The 19,831-nt window shown below is 73.3% G+C and carries 18 protein-coding genes and 1 pseudogene; 11 read left to right on the top strand and 8 right to left on the bottom strand.

What is annotated here, in order from left to right; genetic code table 11:
- Nucleotides 1-19 precede the first annotated feature (19 nt).
- Nucleotides 20-1,255 (bottom strand): PP2C family protein-serine/threonine phosphatase, encoded by a 1,236-nt coding sequence (locus tag IE255_RS27730; RefSeq protein ID WP_190053276.1) that lies wholly within the window; start codon nucleotides 1,253-1,255, stop codon nucleotides 20-22.
- A gap of 162 nt (nucleotides 1,256-1,417) precedes the next feature.
- Nucleotides 1,418-2,512: a carboxylate-amine ligase gene (locus tag IE255_RS27735; RefSeq protein WP_190053103.1), complete on the bottom strand. Its 1,095-nt coding sequence runs from the start codon at nucleotides 2,510-2,512 to the stop codon at nucleotides 1,418-1,420.
- Nucleotides 2,513-2,793: 281 nt separating this feature from the next.
- Between IE255_RS27735 and ctaD the strand changes: the two genes are divergently transcribed.
- The 7 genes from ctaD (at nucleotide 2,794) to IE255_RS27770 (ending at nucleotide 10,429) form a co-directional block, all read left to right on the top strand.
- The gene (gene ctaD / locus IE255_RS27740; protein ID WP_190053104.1) at nucleotides 2,794-4,506 is read left to right on the top strand and encodes an aa3-type cytochrome oxidase subunit I; all 1,713 of its coding nucleotides are present in this window, start codon (nucleotides 2,794-2,796) and stop codon (nucleotides 4,504-4,506) included.
- Nucleotides 4,503-4,877, top strand: coding sequence for a hypothetical protein (locus tag IE255_RS27745; protein ID WP_190053105.1), 375 nt, complete (start codon nucleotides 4,503-4,505; stop codon nucleotides 4,875-4,877). Before ctaD ends, IE255_RS27745 begins: the two co-directional genes overlap by 4 nt.
- Nucleotides 4,878-5,177: 300 nt before the next feature.
- Complete coding sequence (locus IE255_RS27750; protein WP_229906636.1) at nucleotides 5,178-5,504, top strand: hypothetical protein; 327 nt, start codon at nucleotides 5,178-5,180, stop codon at nucleotides 5,502-5,504.
- A gap of 107 nt (nucleotides 5,505-5,611) precedes the next feature.
- Complete coding sequence (locus tag IE255_RS27755) at nucleotides 5,612-6,703, top strand: hypothetical protein (protein WP_190053106.1); 1,092 nt, start codon at nucleotides 5,612-5,614, stop codon at nucleotides 6,701-6,703.
- 92 nt (nucleotides 6,704-6,795) lie between these two features.
- Nucleotides 6,796-7,326 carry a (2Fe-2S)-binding protein gene (locus tag IE255_RS27760; RefSeq protein WP_190053107.1) on the top strand — a complete coding sequence of 177 codons (531 nt, stop codon included), beginning with the start codon at nucleotides 6,796-6,798 and terminating at the stop codon, nucleotides 7,324-7,326.
- Nucleotides 7,323-8,327 carry an FAD binding domain-containing protein gene (locus tag IE255_RS27765; protein WP_190053108.1) on the top strand — a complete coding sequence of 335 codons (1,005 nt, stop codon included), beginning with the start codon at nucleotides 7,323-7,325 and terminating at the stop codon, nucleotides 8,325-8,327. Before IE255_RS27760 ends, IE255_RS27765 begins: the two co-directional genes overlap by 4 nt.
- Nucleotides 8,324-10,429 (top strand): xanthine dehydrogenase family protein molybdopterin-binding subunit, encoded by a 2,106-nt coding sequence (locus tag IE255_RS27770; protein ID WP_190053109.1) that lies wholly within the window; start codon nucleotides 8,324-8,326, stop codon nucleotides 10,427-10,429. Before IE255_RS27765 ends, IE255_RS27770 begins: the two co-directional genes overlap by 4 nt.
- A 72-nt stretch (nucleotides 10,430-10,501) precedes the next feature.
- Here IE255_RS27770 and IE255_RS27775 read toward each other — a convergent pair whose 3' ends face one another.
- Nucleotides 10,502-11,881: a hypothetical protein gene (locus IE255_RS27775; protein ID WP_190053110.1), complete on the bottom strand. Its 1,380-nt coding sequence runs from the start codon at nucleotides 11,879-11,881 to the stop codon at nucleotides 10,502-10,504.
- Between the two features lie 1,054 nt (nucleotides 11,882-12,935).
- Here IE255_RS27775 and IE255_RS27780 point away from each other — a divergent pair.
- The 3 genes from IE255_RS27780 to tgmB all read left to right on the top strand — a co-directional run bounded on the left by IE255_RS27780 (nucleotide 12,936) and on the right by tgmB (nucleotide 14,571).
- The gene (locus tag IE255_RS27780; protein ID WP_190053111.1) at nucleotides 12,936-13,247 is read left to right on the top strand and encodes a YkvA family protein; all 312 of its coding nucleotides are present in this window, start codon (nucleotides 12,936-12,938) and stop codon (nucleotides 13,245-13,247) included.
- Nucleotides 13,248-13,379: 132 nt separating this feature from the next.
- Nucleotides 13,380-13,571 carry a putative ATP-grasp-modified RiPP gene (tgmA, locus tag IE255_RS27785; protein ID WP_030847392.1) on the top strand — a complete coding sequence of 64 codons (192 nt, stop codon included), beginning with the start codon at nucleotides 13,380-13,382 and terminating at the stop codon, nucleotides 13,569-13,571.
- 16 nt (nucleotides 13,572-13,587) lie between these two features.
- Nucleotides 13,588-14,571: an ATP-grasp ribosomal peptide maturase gene (tgmB, locus tag IE255_RS27790; RefSeq protein WP_190053112.1), complete on the top strand. Its 984-nt coding sequence runs from the start codon at nucleotides 13,588-13,590 to the stop codon at nucleotides 14,569-14,571.
- 37 nt (nucleotides 14,572-14,608) lie between these two features.
- Here the strand turns inward: tgmB and IE255_RS27795 are convergent, their stop codons facing one another.
- On the bottom strand, nucleotides 14,609-14,812 hold the full coding sequence (locus IE255_RS27795) for a hypothetical protein (protein ID WP_031111422.1): 204 nt from the start codon (nucleotides 14,810-14,812) through the stop codon (nucleotides 14,609-14,611).
- A gap of 136 nt (nucleotides 14,813-14,948) precedes the next feature.
- Nucleotides 14,949-15,422 (bottom strand): hypothetical protein, encoded by a 474-nt coding sequence (locus IE255_RS27800; RefSeq protein WP_190053113.1) that lies wholly within the window; start codon nucleotides 15,420-15,422, stop codon nucleotides 14,949-14,951.
- A 185-nt stretch (nucleotides 15,423-15,607) separates the two neighbouring features.
- On the opposite strand from IE255_RS27800, the gene IE255_RS27805 reads away from it, so the two are divergent.
- Nucleotides 15,608-16,618: a GlxA family transcriptional regulator gene (locus tag IE255_RS27805; RefSeq protein ID WP_190053114.1), complete on the top strand. Its 1,011-nt coding sequence runs from the start codon at nucleotides 15,608-15,610 to the stop codon at nucleotides 16,616-16,618.
- Between the two features lie 2 nt (nucleotides 16,619-16,620).
- On the opposite strand, the gene IE255_RS27810 is transcribed toward IE255_RS27805, so the two are convergent.
- The 3 genes and pseudogenes from IE255_RS27810 to IE255_RS27820 form a co-directional block, all read right to left on the bottom strand.
- Nucleotides 16,621-16,872, bottom strand: coding sequence for a DUF5133 domain-containing protein (locus IE255_RS27810; RefSeq protein WP_190053115.1), 252 nt, complete (start codon nucleotides 16,870-16,872; stop codon nucleotides 16,621-16,623).
- Nucleotides 16,873-16,985: 113 nt separating this feature from the next.
- Nucleotides 16,986-18,755, bottom strand: a complete 1,770-nt coding sequence (locus tag IE255_RS27815; RefSeq protein WP_190053116.1) for an ABC transporter ATP-binding protein — start codon at nucleotides 18,753-18,755, stop codon at nucleotides 16,986-16,988.
- A 113-nt stretch (nucleotides 18,756-18,868) separates the two neighbouring features.
- Nucleotides 18,869-19,730, bottom strand: a pseudogene (locus IE255_RS27820) (aldo/keto reductase).
- Between the last annotated feature and the right edge of the window lie 101 nt (nucleotides 19,731-19,831).

Genomic DNA, 19,831 nt, shown 5'->3' on the forward strand with positions numbered 1-19,831 from the left:
GCACCCAGGCGATCACCGGTCAGCCGTCGCCCTGGGGAAGGGTGGACGACACTCCGATCAGGTCGGCCGCCGTCCGGGCCGGCTCCGCGTGCGGGCCGATCCATTCGCAGATCAGGACGGTGGCATCGTCCTGGAGACGGCCGTCGTGGTACTCGAGGACGGCGTGGATGAGGCGGCGCAGCGTTTCCGGGACGGGCAGGCCGTCGGCGTGGTGGCGGATGAGGAAGTCGGTGAACCGGTCCAGGCCGAATTCCCGGTCACCGGAGCGGCGCGCCTCGGTGATGCCGTCGGTGTAGAGCACGACGCGGTCGCCGGGCTGGAGGTGCTCCTCGCACACCGTGCCCGGCAGCCCGAGGTCGGTGCCCATCGGGTGGGCCGGCCGGCAGGCCAGGTGGGTGGTCCAGCGGTTGTCGCGGATGACGATCGGCGGATGGTGCCCGCGGTTGACCCACTTCAGGCTGCCGGTGCGGGTGTCGAGCGTGGCCAGCACACCGGTGACGTAGCGCCGGCGGTCGTACTGCTCGATGAGGGCCGCCTCGACGGCGTCCGCCTCGGCGACGAGATCGGCGCCCTGGCGGCGGGCATTGCGGCAGGCTCCGAGGGCGAGGGCCCCGGACAGGCCGGCCGCGGTGTCGTGGCCCATCGCGTCGAAGATCGTCAGATGGACCAGGGGCCCGTCGATGGCGTACTCGAAGACGTCGCCGCTGATGTCGTAGGCCGGTTCCAGGGACGCGGAGATCGCCACCCTCCCGTCGGCGTAGGTGCGCGGGGGCAGGAGGTTCCACTGCATCTCCGCGGCCACGCTCATCGGCCGGGCGCGGATCAGCCTGGCCAGCGCGTCGCTGGTGCCCCGCTTGCTGACGATGATCAGCGAGATGAGCGCCGCCAGCGCCTCCATGTCCGCGCGGGCACCCGGGTCGTCGCGCCCGGCGCTCACCCGCAGCAGCCCGATGCGCTCGGTCCCGTCCAGCAGCGGCACCCACCACTCGAACGTGTCGCCGCCCGGGGGCGCGGCGGGCAGCACGTCGCCGTACTGGAAGGCCCGCCCGGCGACCGTCCCCTCGACGTGCAGCTCCGCCTCGTGCCCGCGGGCCGCCGCCTCGTCGCCGGCCAGCAGGCGCAGGGTGTTGCGTTGCAGGTCCGCCAGGTAGATCAGCACGTGGTGGAAGGCGGCGGCCCGCGCGCACTCGGACGCCTTGGCCGGCAGCAGCTCGACCGGCATGAGGTGACTGGCGTCCAGCAGATCGGTGAGCATCCGCCGTCCGCCCTCGCCGGTGCGCTCGCTCACGGTCCACCTCCGTTCGTCGCACTGGACGGCTACCCGCGGCGGCGCCTCGGACGCAGGTCCGCGAGGACGGCAGCGCCGCTCATGCGGTGCTCGTCCGCACGGTGCGCCGGCGGCCGGCCGGGGGAGCCGTCACGGCATCGTGCTCTGGGCGCTGATCAGCTCGGTGACCGCCCGTAGGCCGCCCTGGGCGAAGGCCGCGCGCTGCCGGTCCGCGCCGGTCCCGTGCTGGAGCAGGCGGTGGATCAGGGACGTGACCTGGCGGGTGTCGCCGGACGCGTCGAGCGCGGGAGCGACGTGGCGCAGGAACTCGTACAGCACGTCCCCGGCACGGTGCGGTACGCCGCCCGGGCCGACCAGGGTGTCGTCGAGACCGTGCCGGGCGGCGTGCCACATGGCGGCCTGGAGCATCTCCGGGGCGCAGTCGGGCACGGGCGCGCCGGCGGCCGTTTCCGCCAGGGCGGTCTCCACCAGTCCCCGGGTGATCGCGGCGAGCATGACCGCCTCGTCCACGCGCAGCTGGACATCCAGGCACCGCACCTCGACGGTGGGGTAGCGCGAGGACAGACGGGCCTGCCAGTAGAGCTGGCCGGCGTCGGAGATCAGGCCGGCCTCCGTCAGCCGCTCCACGCGCCGGTCGTAGTCCGTGGCGTCCCGGAAGGCCGGGGGCATGCCGCTGACGGGCCAGCGGCTGAAGATCACCGTGCGCCAGCTCGCGAAGCCGGTGTCGTGGCCGTCCCACAGCGGGGAGTTCGCCGCCATGGCCGTCAGGACGGGCAGCCAGGGCCGGATCCGGTTCAGGACCTGCACACCCGCCTCCCGGTCGGGCACGGCGACGTGCACATGCGTGCCATTGACCAGTTGCTCCGCCACCAGCTGCGGTGCCTGCGTGACCATGGCCCGGTATCGGGCCTGGTCGGTGACGGCCACGGGACGGCCGTGCCGCACCGGCGGTGTGCCGCAGGCGGCGATCCGGCAGCCGTGCTCCTCGGCGGCCACGCCGACGGCGTGCCGCAGACGCAGCAGGTGTCCCCCGACCTCCTCCAGGGCGCCGCACACCGGGGTGGCCACCTCGACCTGCGCCTGGAGCAGCTCGTACTGCACCTCCTGGTCGGCCACGAGACGCCCGACGCCCGCGGCGGCGCGCACCTTGTCCGCATGAGGCACCGGCAGGCCGGTGACCGGGTCGAGCAGCAGATACTCCTCTTCCACGCCGATCGTCCTCATCGACCACCCTCTGTTCCGCCCGGCTGCCGGGCGCCGGACCTTCACCCGAGTGCCGCAGTTGCTTCACGACAAACCCATGTACAGCGGATGAACCGGCCGATCGGCCGCTCAGCGGTGGCGGAGAACGCGACGGCGCCGCCCGGACGAATGGATCATTCGGCCGTTCGGCCCAGTGGACCGCGATGACACGCGAGGGTGACGGATCGGCAGGGCTAGTTTCCTCCGAGCCGGACACGACTCGTCCCGTTTTCCACACACCCTTGCTGCCGATCGAGGAACTCATGGCGACCTATACCGAGCCCGTTGCGCCGGTGCCCGCGGCGGAGCGCCGCGGCAGGGGGCAGGTGATCGTCACCTGGGTGACGACCACCGATCACAAGAAGATCGGGCACCTGTACCTGATCACGTCGTTCCTGTTCTTCCTGATCGCCGGGGCCCTGGCGATGGCGATCCGGGCGGAGCTGGCACGGCCGGGACTGCAGATCCTGTCCAGCGAGCAGTACAACCAGGCGTTCACGATGCACGGCACGATCATGCTGCTGCTGTTCGCGACGCCCACCTTCGCCGGTTTCGCCAACGCCGTCATGCCCCTCCAGATCGGCTCGCCCGACGTGGCCTTCCCCCGGCTGAACATGCTGTCGTACTGGCTGTTCCTGTTCGGCGGCCTGATCGTGCTCGGCAGTTTCCTCACCCCCCAGGGCGCCGCCGACTTCGGCTGGACCGCCTACACCCCGCTCAGCGGCGGGGAGCGCACCCCCCACGTCGGCGGAGACCTGTGGATCATGGGGCTGGCGCTGTCCGGCTTCGGCACCATCCTCGGCTCGGTCAACTTCATCACCACCATCATCTGCATGCGCGCCCCCGGCATGACCATGTTCCGGATGCCGATCTTCACCTGGAACGTGCTGCTCACCTCGGTGCTGGTGCTGCTGGCCTTCCCGGTCCTGGCCGCGGCGCTGCTGGTGCTGGAGGCGGACCGGCGGTTCGGTGCCCAGGTGTTCAACGCGGAGAACGGCGGCGCGATCCTGTGGCAGCACCTGTTCTGGTTCTTCGGCCACCCCGAGGTCTACATCCTGGCGCTGCCGTTCTTCGGTGTGATCAGCGAGATCATCCCCGTCTTCGCCCGCAAGCCGATCTTCGGTTACAGCGGCCTGATCGGCGCCACGATCGCCATCGCCGGCCTGTCGGCGACGGTGTGGGCGCACCACATGTTCGCCACCGGCGCGGTGCTGCTGCCGTTCTTCTCGTTCATGACGTATCTGATCGCCGTGCCGACGGGCGTGAAGTTCTTCAACTGGATCGGCACGATGTGGAAGGGCTCGCTGTCGTTCGAACCTCCCATGCTGTGGGCGGTCGGCTTCCTCGTCACCTTCCTCTTCGGCGGCCTGACCGGCGTGATCCTGGGCTCGCCGCCCCTGGACTGGCACGTCACCGACAGCTACTTCGTGGTCGCCCACTTCCACTACGTGCTCTTCGGCACGATCGTGTTCGCGATGTTCGGCGGGTTCAGCTTCTGGTGGCCGAAGATGACCGGCACGATGCTCGACGAGCGCCTGGAGAAGATCCACTTCTGGACGCTCTTCACCGGCTTCCACACCACGTTCCTGGTGCAGCACTGGCTGGGCGCCGAGGGCATGCCCCGCCGCTACGCCGACTATCTGGCCGTCGACGGCTTCACCGCTCTCAACACCGTCTCCAGCATCGGTGCCTTCCTCCTCGGCCTGTCGACCCTGCCCTTCCTGTACAACGTGTGGAAGACGGCCCAGAAGGGCGAGAAGGTCGAGGTCGACGACCCGTGGGGCTACGGACGCTCCCTGGAGTGGGCCACCTCCTGCCCGCCGCCCCGCCACAACTTCCTCACCCTGCCCAAGATCCGCTCCGAGTCCCCCGCCTTCGACCTGCGCCACCCGGACCTGGCCCACCTCGACGAGGCGGAGAACACCGGGCGGCGCGATGTGCTCGACGCCCGCGGGCACAAGGGCGAACGGCCGTGAGACGCGGCAGACGCGAGGCGCCGGCCGGCGGGCCGAGGGACGTCCTGGCCGACCAGGTGGAGGGCTTCCTTCTCGCCCGGACCCATCACGACCAGGCACGGCGTGAGGCCGAGGACCTCTGCGCCCGGATGCCGTGGCTGACCACCGCCCAGGCCGAGGAAGTCGCCGGGCACTACGTCCGCAAGCGCCTCGACGTCACCCGTGAGCTGCTGCTCGGCACGGTTCAGCGGGCCGACCAACTGCGGCACGAGTACGAGAGCCGCTACGCCGCCCTCCGGCACGCCCTGCTCCGACGCCACGCGGCCGGTGCCTGCGCCGTCCTCGCCTGTGCGGCCGGGGTGGGCGCGCTGGCCTCTCTGCCGACGCGCTGAAGGGGCGGCATCCGACGCCCGCCGCGCCCGGCGCGAGCGTCACGGGCCGCACCTCCCGGCGAGCGAGCAGGACCCGCCCCGATGCGGATGGTGGGCGGGCCCTGCTCGTGCGCACCATTGTCGGGAAGCCGTGGTGGCCGGGACCACGAGTGAGATCCACGTGTACGCGCGCGGCGCGCACACCCCGCGCGCAGGGCGCACTCCCCGCACCCCCGCCCCTGCCCCAGGGCGCTGCCCGGGGCCGCAAGGCGCTGCCCGGGTCCTCACATGGCACGGTTCGGCAGGGGTACGCGGTGCCTCATGACCGACGGCAACTCTTCAGAACCGAACGACCGGACCCGGCAGCCGGAGAGCACCGAGGAGGAGCGGGCCGCCGCCCGTCCCTTCAGCTATCCGCACCCGGAGCGGCGCGCGGGTGTGCGCGCCACCCGCCACATCAGCCGCGACCAGGCCGACGCGGACAGCGTCCCCGGCGTCCCGGGCGGCTACGGCACCACGAGCGGCGGTCAGGCCGGCGGCCGGAGCGCGCCCCGTCCCGGCGGGGAGGACACCGCCGAGGAGTCGGGCGTGACCGACGTCGTACCCGGACGCGAGCCGCGTCCCGACCGGGGAGGTGAACGCTCGTAGGTACGTACGGGACGGGCACCCCGAGCCCGGCGCGACCCCGGGTGATCCCCGCCGGCCTGCGGCGACGATACTGGCAGGCACACGTACCCCTGCTCACAGATGGACCCATGCCGACCTCCCCCACCGTCCGCCCTTTCACCCCCGCCACGGTGTGGCTGGCCCGCGGCCGCCGTCCCGGGGGCGCCGCGGAAGACGTTCTCCGGCGCTCGCTCCAGCAGCGCAAGGACAGCCAGGACATCGACGACTTCCTGGAGTTGCCCGACGACGGGGCCGCCCCCTCGGAGCGGGTCTTCCAGGCCCGCTGGCGGGTGGACGGGACCGTGACCGTGCGCGCCCGGCTGAGCCTGGCCCCCGGTCCGGACGACGGGCAGGAGTGGATGCTGGTCGCGGAGGCCGAGCAGCCGTGGCGGGAGGCGTGGCCGTCCCCCGCCGGCCTGTTCTGGCCGGAGGAGCCGGACACCGCCTGGGTCCAGGACGCCGCCACGGATCTGTCCCTGCGGGAGATCAACCGGCTGCCCCAGGACGACAAGGAGACCCGCCGCCTGCTGCGCAACGCCGTGCGCGGCGGGTGGCACATCCACGTGGTCGTCCACGAGGCGATGACCACCGACGACCGCGGCCGGGTGCCGCTGGCGCGGTGGCTCCCGCCGGGCCTGCGGCACCGCGTGGTGGAGCACCGCGCCGCGCCCCAGCAGCACCGGGGCCTCAACTGGGCCCTGCGCGACCTCGGTGTCCAGGTGCCGCGCGGCGGTGCCGCGGTCCTGCCCGGCAACCCGGCCCCGGAGGGCTACGACGCCGAGGACTTCTCCGTGCGCGCGGTCTTCCTCGACGGCTCGGAACCGGCCGACCTCGTCGAGGCGGTGACGCGGTTCGCGGCGCTGCCGAGACCCCTGCCCGACGGTGCTGAGGACGCCCTCACCGCGCTGCGGGAGGACTGGCATCTGCTGACCCTCCAGGAGGAGCTGGAGCGCCAGCGCGGTCTGGTGGCGATGTACGCGGAGGCGCTGGAGGCCATGACGAAGTCCCGTGACCTGTACCGGGAGGCGGCCGAACGCGCCCACGAGGCCCTGGCCGCCTACCAGGAGTCCGCCGGGATCGCCCCGGCCGGACCGCAGCCGCCCGGTCCGCCCGCCGCCTCCCCGCTCCAGCAGCTCACCCGGACCTTCGAACGCCTCAAGAGGGTGAAGTCGGAACCGTAGCGTCTTCCTCGTGGGGCGCACGTGTCAGTCGGGGCTTCGTGGATACGCGGTCCGTACGGCAGTACGGCCCGCCCCGGAAGGTCCTCCACGACATGGGCAACCACGAGCACCACTCGGAGACGACGCTCCGCGTCAACGGCAAACCCCACACCCTCACGGTCGACCACCGACGGGTCCTGCTGGACCTCCTGCGGGAGGATCTCGCCCTCACGGGCGCCAAGAGGGGCTGCGACCACGGCCAGTGCGGCGCCTGCACGGTCCTGGTGGACGGGCGGCGCGTGAACAGCTGCCTGCTGTTCGCGGTCGCCCTGGACGGCCGCGAGGTCACCACCGTCGAGGGGCTCTCCGGCGACGGGGAGGAACCGCACCCGCTGCAACGGGCCTTCCTGGAGCGCGACGCCTTCCAGTGCGGCTACTGCACCCCGGGCCAGATCTGCTCCGCGGCCGGTGTGCTCGCCGAGGCGGCGGCCGGGCACCCCTCGTACGTCACCGATCCGGCGGCGCCCTCGGGTGAGCCGGTGCCGCTGGACCGGGAGGAGATCCGGGAGCGGCTGAGCGGCAACCTCTGCCGGTGCGGTGCGTATCCGCGGATCACCGAGGCGGTGGAGGACGTGATCCCGTGAAGGAGTTCGCCTACGTCCGCGCCGGCAGCGTCGAGGAGGCGACCTCCGCGTACGCCTCGCACGCCGGCGCCCGTTATCTCGGCGGCGGCACCAACCTCGTCGATCTGATGAAGCTCGGCGTCGAGAGGCCCGCCGCCCTCATCGACGTCACCCGCCTGCCGCTGGACGCGGTGGAGGAGCTGCCCGACGGCGGGCTGCGGATCGGGGCGATGGTCCGCAACAGCGACCTCGCGGCCCACCTCCTCGTGCGCGACCGGTACCCGGCGCTGTCGCAGGCGGTGCTCGCGGGTGCCTCGGGGCAGTTGCGCAACGCGGCGACGACCGGCGGCAACCTGCTCCAGCGCACCCGGTGCCCGTACTTCCAGGACCTGTCCAAGCCGTGCAACAAGCGCGAGCCGGGCAGCGGCTGCGGCGCGCGGGACGGTGTGCACCGCGACCACGCGGTGCTGGGGCACTCCGCGCACTGCATCGCCACCCATCCGTCGGACATGGCGGTGGCGCTGGCCGCTCTCGACGGGCGTGTCGAGCTGTACGGGCCCGAGGGCGCCCGGCGTGTCGCGGCGGCGGACTTCCACCGGCTGCCCGGCGACCGGCCCGATCAGGACACCGAGATCCGGCCGGGCGAACTGGTCACCGGCGTGGTGCTGCCGGCCGCGGCGGCCGGGCTGCCGTCGGCGTACCGCAAGGCCCGCGACCGGGCCTCGTACGCCTTCGCGCTGGCGTCCGTCGCGGTGGTGCTGCGGCTGGAGGACGGCGTGATCGGCCATGCGGGGCTCGCCTTCGGGGCGCTGGCGCACCGGCCCTGGCGGGCCCGGCGGGCGGAGGCGGCGCTGCGGGGCGCGGCCCCCACCCGCGCCGCGTTCGAGCACGCCGCCGACCTCGAACTGTCCGCCGCGCAGCCGCTGCGGGACAACGCCTACAAGGTGCCGCTCGCCCGGAATCTCGCCGTGGACGTGCTGTCCCGGCTGACGGACACCGCGCTTGCGAGGAGGGCCTCATGACCGGCAGCGTGGGCGCTCCCGTCGAGCGCCGGGAGGGACGGGAGAAGGTCGGCGGCAGCGCCCGCTACGCCGCCGAGTACCACGTCCCCGGCCGGGTCCAGGCGTGGCCCGTGCCGGCGGCTGTCGCCCGGGGGCGGGTGACCGGCGTCGACACGGCGGCCGCCCTGGCCGTGCCGGGTGTCCTCGCCGTCCTCACCCACGAGAACGCGCCGCGGCTCGCGGAGCCGGACGATCCCACGCTCGCCGTGCTCCAGGACCCGCGGGTGCCGCACCGGGGCTGGTTCGTGGCCCTGGTGGTGGCCGAGACCCTGGAGGCGGCCCGGGCCGGTGCCGCCGCCGTCCGCGTCGACTACGACGCCGAGGAGCACGACGTGGTCCTCACCGCCTCGCACCCGGGCCTGTATGTGCCCGAAGAGGCCACCGAAGGTCAGCCGGGCGTCCGTGAACAGGGCGATCCCGACGGGGCCTTCGGTTCCTCGGCCGCCCGGGTCGACGTCGCGTACCGGGTGCCGCCGCTGCACAACCACCCCATGGAGCCGCACGCCAGCACCGCCCGCTGGGAGGACGGCCGGCTCACCGTGCACACCTCCAGCCAGGGCGCGGGCGCCGTACGGACCGTGCTCGCCGGGCTGTTCGGCCTGCCCGAGGAGCGGATCGTCGTCACCGCCGAGCACGTCGGCGGCGGCTTCGGCTCCAAGGGCACGCCGCGGCCCGACGTCGTCCTCGCCGCGATGGCGGCACGGCAGACCGGGCGGCCGGTCACCGTGGCACTCCCCCGCCGGTACCTGCCCGCCGTCGTCGGCCATCGCGCCCCCACCCTGCACCGGCTGCGGCTGGGGGCCGACGCGGACGGCCGCCTCGCGTCCCTCACGCACGAGGTCGCCACGCACACCTCCCGCATCAAGGAGTTCGTGGAGTACGCGGCGGTCCCGGCGCGCATGATGTACGCCGCGCCCCACAGCCGTACGGTGCACCGGGTCGCGGCGCTGGACGTGCCCTCGCCGTCATGGATGCGGGCGCCGGGCGAGGCTCCCGGCATGTACGCGCTGGAGTCCGCCATGGACGAGCTCGCGAGCGAACTCGGCATGGACCCGCTCGAGCTGCGCGTCCGCAACGAGCCGGACGTCGAGCCCGACAGCGGCAGGCCGTTCAGCAGTCGGCATCTGGTCGAGTGCCTGCGGGAGGGCGCCCGGCGCTTCGGCTGGGCCGGGCGCGATCCCCGCCCGGGCACGCGCCGGGAGGGACCTCTGCTGCTGGGCACGGGCGTGACGGCGGCGACGTACCCCGTCACGGTGGGGCCCTCCACGGCGGCGGTCCGCGCCCTGCCCGACGGGACGTTCCTGGTGCGGATCAACGCCACCGACATCGGGACGGGCGCCCGGACCGTGCTCGCGCAGGTCGGCGCCGACGCGCTCGGCGTGCCGCTGGAGCGGGTGCGGATCGACGTCGGCAGCACGGAACTGCCGTCGGCGCCGCTGGCCGGCGGATCGTCCGGCACCGCCTCCTGGGGCTGGGCGGTCCACGAAGCCTGCGCCCGGCTGGCCCGGCGGCTGGCCGAGCACCCGGGGCCGCTGCCCGAGCAGGGGCTCGACGCCCACGCCGACACGACGGGCACGGCGGACGCCGGGAGCGACCGGGCGCGGCACGCCTTCGGGGCGCACTTCGCCGAGGTCGCCGTGGACACGGTCACCGGCGAGGTCCGGGTCGGCCGGCTGCTCGGCGTGTACGCGTCCGGGCGCATCCTCAACGCCCGTACCGCACGCTCCCAGTTCGTCGGCGGCATGACGATGGGTCTGGGCATGGCGCTGACCGAGGGCAGCACGATGGACGCCGCGTTCGGCGACTTCACCGAGTCGGACCTCGCCTCGTACCACGTGCCCGTGCACGCCGATGTGGGCGAGATCGAGGCGCACTGGCTCGACGAGGACGATCCCTGGCTCAACCCTATGGGCAGCAAGGGGATCGGGGAGATCGGCATCGTCGGGACGGCCGCGGCGATCGGCAACGCGGTCCATCACGCCACCGGCGTCCGCCTGCGGGAACTCCCGCTCACGCCGGACCGGGTGCTGGCCGGGCTGCTCGGCGGGCGGGCGTGGGCGTAGGACGCGGGCGGGACCGGACCCGCCGGTGAGCGGATCCGGTCCCGGTCCGGTCCGGTGCGCTGCGCGTGGGCGTCACTCCGTCGTACGGCCCGCCTCGGGCGCCGGCGCGGGCGCCCACTGTCTGCCCGCGATGGGCGCGAGCACGCGGAAGACCAGTGCGACGAGCGCCAGCAGGGCCGCGCAGACGGAGACTCCGGCGGCGAGCCAGGGCGGGGCGAGGGCGAGGTCCACGGCCCGGGACAGGGATGCCGACGGGAAGGAACTCCCGTAGGCCTGGGCGCCGGCCAGCACCGTGGGCACCACCACCGCCCCGGCCAGCACGACGGCGACGGGGCGCAGGGCCAGCAGCAGCGCGAGCACCGTGCACAGCACCGACAGGCCGAGGGCGAAGGCGTGCAGGCGCAGGGACGCGTCGCCGCGCTGGAGCGGGAAGTGGGCCACCGCGCACATGGCGAGTGCCAGGGCGGCGAGCCAGCCCGACCAGGACACGGACCGGGCGAACCGCTCCTGTGCGCGGTCGCGGTCCGGGGGCGGGGAGTCGAGGGTCCGGTGGGTCTCGCCGGCGGAGGCCCTGCGTGCCGCGCGGCGCCTGCCCGGCCGGCCGGGGGTCGCGGGCTCCGCGGCCTCGCCGACGGGACGTGAAATCCCGCTCGCCAGGCGGCCGTCGCGGTCCAGGCGCTCCAGGCCGAGGCGGTCGATCAGCTCGACCAGTTCCCCGACCGAGCGGCCGGTGGCCGCCGCCCGCAGCGCCTCTTCGCGGACGTGGGACTCCTGCGGCTCCTTGTGCAGCAGGGTGACCAGCCGGGTCACCTCCTCCACCGGGCGATGGGCGGCCGCGGCCCGGATCGCCTCGTCCGCGCAGTCGGCGTCGCGCGGGGGCTTGGTCAGCAGGGCGATCAGCCGGGAGACGTCCTCCACGGACCGGGCCACCCCGGCGGTGTGCAGCGCGTCGACCTTGGCCTGCGTGTGGTCGGGCGACTCCTCCAGCGAGGTGATGAGGTCGACGACCTCCTCCAGCGGCCGGTCGGCCACGGCGGCGTGCACCAGGTCGCTGACCGCGTCGCCGTACGGTGCGCCGCCGGGGCCCTGCCCGGTGCCGGGCCGGAGCTCCACCGGGTTGTCGTCCAGCGAGCGGATCACGAACGGCCGCGGACCGGTCTGGTCCGCCTCTTCCGCCCCGGCCGCGGCGGACGCCTGGCCCCTGTCGCCCGGGGCGGGAGCGCCGGGCTGTGTGCCCGTCAGGCCGGTCCGGTCCGGGCCGGGGGTGGTGCCGGGCTGCGCGTCCGTCAGGTCGGCCCGGTCGAGGCCGGGGGTTCCGGGCTGTGCGTCCGTCAGGTCGCCGGGGGCGGGGCGCGCGGGCGCGCGGCCCGCGGGCTCCGGGTCGGGGGCGGACGGCCTCGCGGACGCCTCGTCCGAGCCGGGGAAAGCGGCCCGCGCCGGTGCCTGATCCACCTGGTCAAGGCCCGGGGCGGACGGCCGCGCGGACACCGAGTCCGCCCGGCCGAAGCCCGGGGCGGCGGCAGGCCGCTCGGAAGGCTGCTCCGAAACAGGGGAATCAAGCCGCACGGCCGCCTCGTCCGAGCCGGGGGAAACAGCCCGCGCCGGTGCCTGATCCACCTGGTCAAGGCCCGGGGCGGACGGCCGCGCGGACACCGAGTCCGCCCGGCCGAAGCCCGGGGCGGCCGCGGGCCGCTCGGAAGGCTGCTCCGAGACAGGGGAATCAAGCCGCACGGCCGCCTCGTCCGAGCCGGGGGAAACGGCCCGCGCCGGTGCCTGACCCGCCTGATCGAAGCCGGGGGCGGACGGCCGCGCAGACACCGAGTCCGTCCGATCAAAACCCGGGGCGGCGGCAGGCCGCTCGGAAGGCTGCTCCGAGGCAGGGGAAGTAATCGGCGCCGGTGCCTGATCCGCCTGGTCAAAGCCGGGGACGGCGGGCCGCGCCGCCGGGTCCGTCTGGCCCGGGCCCGGAGCGGCGGGCCGGGCGTGGGACGGATCCGCGTCGTTCGTGCCAATGCCAGGGGCGGCGGGCCGGTCCGTGCCGTCAGGGCCCGGCCCGGCCGCCGGGTGGGAGCCGGGGGCGACAGGTTCGGCGCCCGCCCGGTCGGCCTGGTGGGCGCCGGCGGCGGGCTGCGTGCTCGTCTGCTCCACCTGGTGCGTGCCGGTGGCGACGGTTGTCTCGGCGGACGGCTGGGCGGACCCGTTCGGCTCGTTGGGTATGGCAGGTTCGTTCGAGCGGGGTGATGAAGAGCAGGTGGTCATACTCGCCTCCGTGGGAAGAGTGCGGCCGCTCCTGCGCCCCCCGTCGTGTGACGAGCGACGTTACGCTGACCATTACTAGGCGCCCCCGTCACACCGTGCCACTCGGGTGAGCCACCGGGATGACCGCCCGCACGGGAAAATCCGCCGACCCGCCGACATGTCGGGCCCCGGCCGCAATACAGCCGCCGGAAACGGGAATCCAGGAAGGGACACCCCGTGTCGCGGCACGCCAGGAGGAGGGCAGCCCGTGGATACGACCACAACGGTGATCACCCTGGCCGCGGTACTCGCGGCCGTCGTCCTCGCCTTCGCCGTCGGCGTCCTCGTGCGGCTGGTGCGGACCCGGCGCGAACTGCGGCGCGCGGGACTGCCCACGGGCCCGCGCTGGGTCTTCTGGGGCGCGGTCCTCTATTTCGTGCTGCCCGCCGACGTGCTGCCCGACCCGGTGTACCTGGACGACATCGGCGTCCTGCTGCTCGCTCTGCGCACCGTCCGCGGCTCCCTCGGCGAACGGGAGCGCAGCACGGCACCCCCGCCGGACCGGCAACCGGCCCGATAACTACGGAAAGTAAGGAAACCAACCACCCGTTCGATTCGTATAAGTCTCTGGAAGCCGAAACGAGCCGGCGGACCGGGTGGCCGCGCCCCTGGACCCGCGCTTGATCGGCGCAGTACCGACGAGGGAGAGACGATGCAACCGTTCGCGCTCAACTACGCGCGCCCGGCAGTGGAGTTGGAAGCTGCCATTCCGTACGTGTACGACGCCGGACAGCAGTTGAACGTGCTCCGCGACGGCCGGGTAGCCGCCTGTGACTTCGCCCTGCTCAGAGAGTTCGGCACCACCACGTCCACCGCCGGCTCCAAGACCCACTTCGACGACTGACCGCGGGCCGCCGAAGATGACCGTACTGATCCTCACCTGTGAGGAGGACGTGACCGCGGACATGGTGGTCGTGCACCTGAACGGGGCCGGGGTTCCGGTGGTCCGGGTCGACCCCGCCGACCTGACCGGGAGCGTCGCGCTGTCCGGGGAGTACGTGCACGGCCGGTTCCGCGGCCATCTGTCCGCCGGGGGGCGGCTGGTGAGCATCGGGGGGCTGCGGTCGGTCTGGGTACGCCGGCCCGGCACCCCGGCCGCGCGGGCGGCCCAGCCGTCCGCGTGGCTGACCGAGGAGGCCGCGCAGGCGCTCTACGGCATGCTGCGGGGCTCGGACGCGCGCTGGATGAACCATCCCGACGCGGCCCGCCGGGCCCGGCACAAGCCCTGGCAGCTGCGTCTGGCCCAGCAGTGCGGCCTGCCGGTGCCCGCGACGCTGATCACGACCTTCCCGCGCGCCGCGCGCGAGTTCGCCGAGCGCTACCCGGACCTGGTGGTCAAGCCGGTGTCGGGCGCGCATCCGCAGGACCCGCCCCGGGCGGTGCCGACGAGCCGGGTAGCGCCGGACACGGACTTCTCCGCCGTCGCGTTCGGGCCGACGCTGTTACAGCGGCGGATCGCCAAGCGGGCCGACATCCGGCTCACCGTCGTGGGCGAGCGGATGCTGGCCGCCCGCAAGGCGACCGCGGCGGACGCGGATCCCGACGAGGTCGACGTGCGCTTCGCGGCACCCGGTGCGCCGTGGCGGCCGGCCGACGTCCCGCCGCGCGTCACGACGGCCGTCCGGGCCTATCTGCGCGAGGCCGAACTGGCGTACGGCGCCTTCGATTTCGCGGAGGACGCCGACGGGACGTGGTGGTTCCTGGAGTGCAACCAGTCGGGGCAGTTCGGGTTCGTCGAGGTGGAGACGGGTCAGCCGATCGCCCGCACGATCGCCGAGTGGCTGGCCCGGCCCGTCCCCGAGGAGCCGTCGCGCGTCAACGGATCGAACGCGACGGTCCGTTGAGCACCGGGCCCGGCATCCACCGGGCCCGCTGCCGGGTTCACTGCGGTCGGGGGCCGGGGAGCATGCCCGCGCGCTGCCAGCCCGCGCCCGGGGAGTGCGGCCGGTCGTAGCCGAGGGACTGTGAGGGCCGCATGACCAGCTCCAGTTCCCTGCTCACACGTTCGGCCTCGCGGCGCACCTGTGCGGGTACGTCGCCGCGCTCCGCGATGAGTCGGTCGTAGATGGGGGAATCCTGGAACACCCGTCAACGTGCCTTTCTGCTCGTCGGCCCCGTGGGGGGCGAGACTGCGAGTGTAGGCGGCACGGTGTCCCGGAGTGTGAATTCCTTGGGATGACTTGACGCAGACCGGACATCTGTGACAGGCGAACGCGGTATCTCAGGCTCCGGTCGTGGAGCCCGGCCGGACGATCATCAGGACGGTGACGGTGGCCCAGAGGAGGTTGAAGACGCCGGTGAACATGGCGAGTTGCACGGTGTGCCGGTGGTCGAAGGCCTGCTCGCCCTTCAGCTGACCGAGGACCTCCTCCTGGCGGGGCAGGACGAACGCGGCCAGGACACCGGCGGCAGCGGCGGTCAGGGCGATGGAGGTCACGAGCCATCCGCTGCCCAGGACGCCCATCGCGGCGCCGGTGGCGAACCCGAACAGCGGGACGGTCAGCCCGATACCGGCGTAGACGCGGCAGATGCGGTGCAGCAGGGCGACCGTGCCGAGGGCCGACGGGTCGGGGCCCTCGCCGCCCGCGGCAGCCGCGCGGCGCGCCGCCGGCGGGAACATGCTGGCCGCGACGGTCACGGGACCGATGGCGACGATGGCGGCCAGGACATGGAGGGACAGCAGGATCTTGGTCACCGGGGCTCTTTCCGTGAAGGCGATCGACAGCGCCCACGCTAGGAAGCCCCGACGTGATCTCCCAGGGGCTGGAACGACAGCTTCCAACGGGTTCTCGCCAACTCCCCTGACCTGCGCTCACCCTGCCTGAGCCGCCGCGATCCCCGCTTTACCGGGCTGGCGGGAATGCACCTAGGGTGGCCGTCATGCACTCCGTGGCGATCCTGGTTCTCGATCACGTGGTCCCGTTCGACATGGCGGCGCCCCAGCAGACGTTCGCCTGGACCCATCTGCCGGACGGGCGGCCCGCCTACCGGGTCCGGTTGTGCGCCGAGACACCGGAGGTGCGGGCGGACGGCGGTTTCACCCTGCGGGTCGACCGGGGTCTTGAGGCCCTGGCGGAGGCCGACACCATCGTCGTGCCGGGCTGCTCCCCCGAGGCCGCGCCGCCCTCCGCCCGGGTGCTGGCGGCCCTGCGGCAGGCGGCCGAAGCCGGTACCCGGATCGCGTCCGTGTGCGTGGGCGCCTTCGTGCTGGCGGAGGCCGGGCTGCTGGACGGGCTGCGCGCCACCACGCACTGGGTGGCCGCGGGCGACCTGGCCCGCCGGTTCCCGCGGGTCGAGGTGGAGCCGGACGTGCTGTACGTGGACAACGGGCAGATCCTCACCTCGGCCGGCGCCGCCGCCGCGCTGGATCTGTGCCTGCACATGATCCGGCGGGATCTGGGGTCGGCCGTCGCGGCGAACATCGCCCGGATGTCGGTCATGCCGCTGGAGCGGGAGGGCGGGCAGGCCCAGTTCATCGTGCACGAGCACCCGCCGGTGCCCCGGGGGTCGGCGCTCGAACCGGTACTGGAGTGGATCGAGGACAACCTCGCGCACGAGGTGACGCTGGGCGCGCTGGCGGCCCGGGCGGGGATGAGCGAGCGGACCTTCAGCCGCCGCTTCCGCGAGCAGACCGGCACCACGCCGCTGCAGTGGCTGCTGCGGGCCCGTGTGCGGCGCGCCCAGTACCTGCTGGAGAACACCGACCACTCCGTCGAGCGGATCGCGCGGCAGGCCGGGTTCGGGTCACCGACCGCGTTCCGGGAGCGGTTCCGCAAAGTGGTCGGCACCACGCCGTACACATACCGCACGGCGTTCCACGGGAAGACCGCTGCCCCGGCGGCCCGTTCCCGGACCGCCGGGGCAGCTCCGGGTCCGGGCCCGGGCTCCTGATCTCAGCCGACCAGCGTCAGACCGTTCTCCCCGTCCGTGTCCGCGGCAGCGGACCGCTCCTTGGTGAGCAGCAGCACATCCGCCTTGGCGATGGCATCGCTGATGTCGGACGTCCCCATCATCACGCACAGCGTGTAACTGACGTCGTCCAGTTCGCGTGCCGTCGCCGGCGTGTGCCTCTCCGCCTGAGCGATCCTCAGCGACGCATACCGCGTCAGCAGCTCTCTGACGGCCTTCCGGTCCGGTACGAGCACGTAGCGCCCCTCTCTGTGGTTTGCGCTGCGTATGCCCGAACCACGCGGAAACATTCACACCTTTTTCTCAGCAGTGACGGATCTGACGAGAAATGACCACCCGCTGATCGCCGTCAGGCGGGCTGGCCGCTGTGCAGGGCCGTGTAGGCCCCGCCCCGGCGCAGGAGTTCCTCGTGGGTGCCGACCTCCCGGATCCGGCCGTCACCCATGACCACGATCCGGTCGGCGCCCTGGACGGTGGACAGCCGGTGCGCCACGACGAAGGTGGTGCGCCCGTGCAGCAGCCGGGCCAGGGCCTGCTGGACGAGGGCTTCGGAGCGGGTGTCGAGCGCCGAGGTCGCCTCGTCCAGGATCAGCACCCTGGGGTCGCGGATCAGGGCCCGGGCGATGGCGAGCCGCTGCCGCTGCCCGCCGGAGAGCCGGGCGCCGTGCTCGCCGACCAGGGTGTCGAGGCCCCTGGGGAGCCGGTCGACGAACTCCAGCGCGTTGGCGTCGCGCAGGGCCGCCCGTACCGTCTCCTCGTCGGCGTCGTCCATGCCGTAGGCGACGTTCTCGCGGATCGTGCCGTCGAAGAGGATCGACTCCTGCGGCACGACCGACACGAAGCGGCGGTAGGTGCGCAGGTCGAGGGTGTCCATGTCGGTGCCGTCGAGCAGCAGGCGGCCCGAGGTGGGGCGGATGAAGCCGATGACGAGGTTGAGGACGGTGGACTTGCCGGCGCCGGACGCCCCCACGAGGGCGATGGTCTCGCCCGGCGCGACGTCGAGGGTGAAGTCCCGTACGGCGGCGCGTCCGTCGGTCTCGTAGGCGTAGTCGACGTGCTCGAAGGTGACGGCTCCGCGCAGGGCGGTGAGCTCCGCCTTGCCCGCGTTGTCCTCCAGTTCGGGGGCCTGGAGGACCTCGCCCACCGAGCGGACGGACTCCAGTCCCTTGGTGATGACCGGCGCGAGCCCTGCCAACGTTGTCGTGGAGTTGGTGAGGGTGGTCAGGAACGCGCTGAGCATCACGACGTCTCCGGGGGTGACGCCCCAGACGCCGTGGTACGAGATGAGCGCCGCGCCGGCCAGGACCAGCACGCCGACGACGTTGAGCACGACCCAGGCCAGGGAGGCGAACCGGCCGTTGAGCAGGTCGAGGCGGAGGCCGGAGGTGAGCAGCCGGTTCAGGGTGCCGTTCATGCGGCGCAGCGCCTTGCCCTCCAGGCCGTGGGCGCGGGTGACGGGGATGAGGCGGGTCATCTCCGTGACGCGGGAGGACAGGGTCTCCACCTCGTGGCGGAAGTGCTCGTTGTGCGTGCGCAGCCGTGCCCGGAGCCGGGCCACGAGGAGGGCGGCGGCGGGCACGACGACGAGGAAGACCGGGAGGAACTCGGGCGTGCGGACGGCGATGATGACGAGCCCGCCGGTGAGCACGGTCGTCGCGCCGAGCCCGATCTCGGCGGTCTGCTGGACCATCTGCTCGACGGTCTCGACGTCCCGGACGACCTTGGCCTGGAGCACCCCGGCGCTGACCCGGGAGTGGTAGCCGATGGAGAGCTGCTGCATGCGGGTGCACAGGGCGGAGCGCAGGGCGGTGCCCATGCGGCGGACGCTGCCGTACAGGAGGCGGACGTACAGCACGTGCAGCGGGTAGTTGACGAGCAGGATGAACAGGATGAGGCCGGTGCTGGTCCAGAGCCGGCCGAGGGGCTGGTGCTGGACGACGGTGTCGATGATGGACGCGGTGATCAGCGGCAGCAGCCAGACGGGGCTGTGCTTGACCGTGAAGACGACGACGGCGGCCAGGAGCCGCCGCCGGTCGGCACGGAACAGGTAGGCGAGGGTGCGGATCGGGTGCTCGCCCCGGTAGCGGTGGTCGAGCGGTCTTTCCCACGACGAGGCCATCGGGTGGTGGTCCTCCAGGTTGCCGGTACGGATGGCAGGCGCTTACTTCCCTTGCGCGCCAGGAGTACACCGATGGCGACGGACGTGCCCGCGGAGGCGGACCGGCGGCGTGCTCAGGCCCCGTCGAGTTCCGCGAGTTCCTCGGGCGTCAGGGTGAGGTCCACGGCGGCGGCCGAGTCGCGGATGGTCTCCGGGCGGCTCGCGCCCGGGATCGGCACCACGACCGGCGACTTGGCGAGCATCCACGCCAGGCACACCCGCTGCGGACCCACCCCGTGCGCCTCGGCGATGCGGGCGAAGGGGGCGTGGGACGAGCCCAGTTCACCGGCGCGGGAGATCCCGCCGAGGGGGCTCCAGGGCAGGAAGGCGATGCCGAGTTCGTCGCACAGGCGCAGCTCCGGCTCGCTGGAGCGGAAGGCCGGGGAGAACTGGTTCTGCACGGAGACCAGACGGCCGCCGAGGATGTCGCCCGCCTGCCGGATCTGCTCGGGGTTCGCGTTCGAGATGCCGGCCATGCGGATCTTGCCCTCGTCGAGGAGGTCCCGGATCGCGCCGACGGACTCGGCGTAGGGGACGCGCGGGTCGGGGCGGTGGAACTGGTAGAGCCCGATGGCCTCCACGCCGAGCCGGCGCAGCGACGCCTCGCAGGCGGCCTTGAGGTGGCGGGGGCTGCCGTCCAGGGTCCAGCTGCCGTCGCCGGGGCGCAGATGGCCGCCCTTGGTGGCGACCAGGACGTCGGCGCCGCGGTCGTGGGAGGCGAGGGCCTTGGCTATGAGGGTCTCGTTGTGACCGACCTCGTCGGCGTCGCGGTGGTAGGCGTCCGCGGTGTCGATCAGGGTCACTCCGGCGTCGAGCGCGGCGTGGATCGATCGTGGCGAGGGAGCGGTCCTCGTCCGGTCGTCCCTCGATGGACATGGGCATCGCGCCCAGTCCGATCGCGCTGACCTCGACGTCACCGATACGGCGGTTGTGCATGTGCTCGTGACCTCTTCCGGCTGTCGTTCCGGCTGTCCGGCGATGGTGCAGTCCAGCCTGGACGCCGCACGCCCGGACGTCCAATAGAAGAAGGAGAACGC

This window comes from Streptomyces lomondensis, assembly GCF_014651035.1.
GTDB lineage: Bacteria > Actinomycetota > Actinomycetes > Streptomycetales > Streptomycetaceae > Streptomyces > Streptomyces lomondensis.

What these genes read in the sequence shown, in the direction of transcription:
- IE255_RS27815 (WP_190053116.1), bottom strand. Translation starts at nt 18,755, where the DNA reads ATGGCCTCGTCGTGGGAAAGACCGCTCGACCACCGCTACCGGGGCGAG.
- tgmB (WP_190053112.1), top strand. Translation starts at nt 13,588, where the DNA reads ATGACCGTACTGATCCTCACCTGTGAGGAGGACGTGACCGCGGACATG.
- IE255_RS27750 (WP_229906636.1), top strand. Translation starts at nt 5,178, where the DNA reads ATGACCGACGGCAACTCTTCAGAACCGAACGACCGGACCCGGCAGCCG.
- IE255_RS27735 (WP_190053103.1), bottom strand. Translation starts at nt 2,512, where the DNA reads ATGAGGACGATCGGCGTGGAAGAGGAGTATCTGCTGCTCGACCCGGTC.
- tgmA (WP_030847392.1), top strand. Translation starts at nt 13,380, where the DNA reads ATGCAACCGTTCGCGCTCAACTACGCGCGCCCGGCAGTGGAGTTGGAA.
- IE255_RS27770 (WP_190053109.1), top strand. Translation starts at nt 8,324, where the DNA reads ATGACCGGCAGCGTGGGCGCTCCCGTCGAGCGCCGGGAGGGACGGGAG.
- IE255_RS27805 (WP_190053114.1), top strand. Translation starts at nt 15,608, where the DNA reads ATGCACTCCGTGGCGATCCTGGTTCTCGATCACGTGGTCCCGTTCGAC.
- IE255_RS27755 (WP_190053106.1), top strand. Translation starts at nt 5,612, where the DNA reads ATGCCGACCTCCCCCACCGTCCGCCCTTTCACCCCCGCCACGGTGTGG.
- ctaD (WP_190053104.1), top strand. Translation starts at nt 2,794, where the DNA reads ATGGCGACCTATACCGAGCCCGTTGCGCCGGTGCCCGCGGCGGAGCGC.
- IE255_RS27760 (WP_190053107.1), top strand. Translation starts at nt 6,796, where the DNA reads ATGGGCAACCACGAGCACCACTCGGAGACGACGCTCCGCGTCAACGGC.
- IE255_RS27730 (WP_190053276.1), bottom strand. Translation starts at nt 1,255, where the DNA reads ATGCTCACCGATCTGCTGGACGCCAGTCACCTCATGCCGGTCGAGCTG.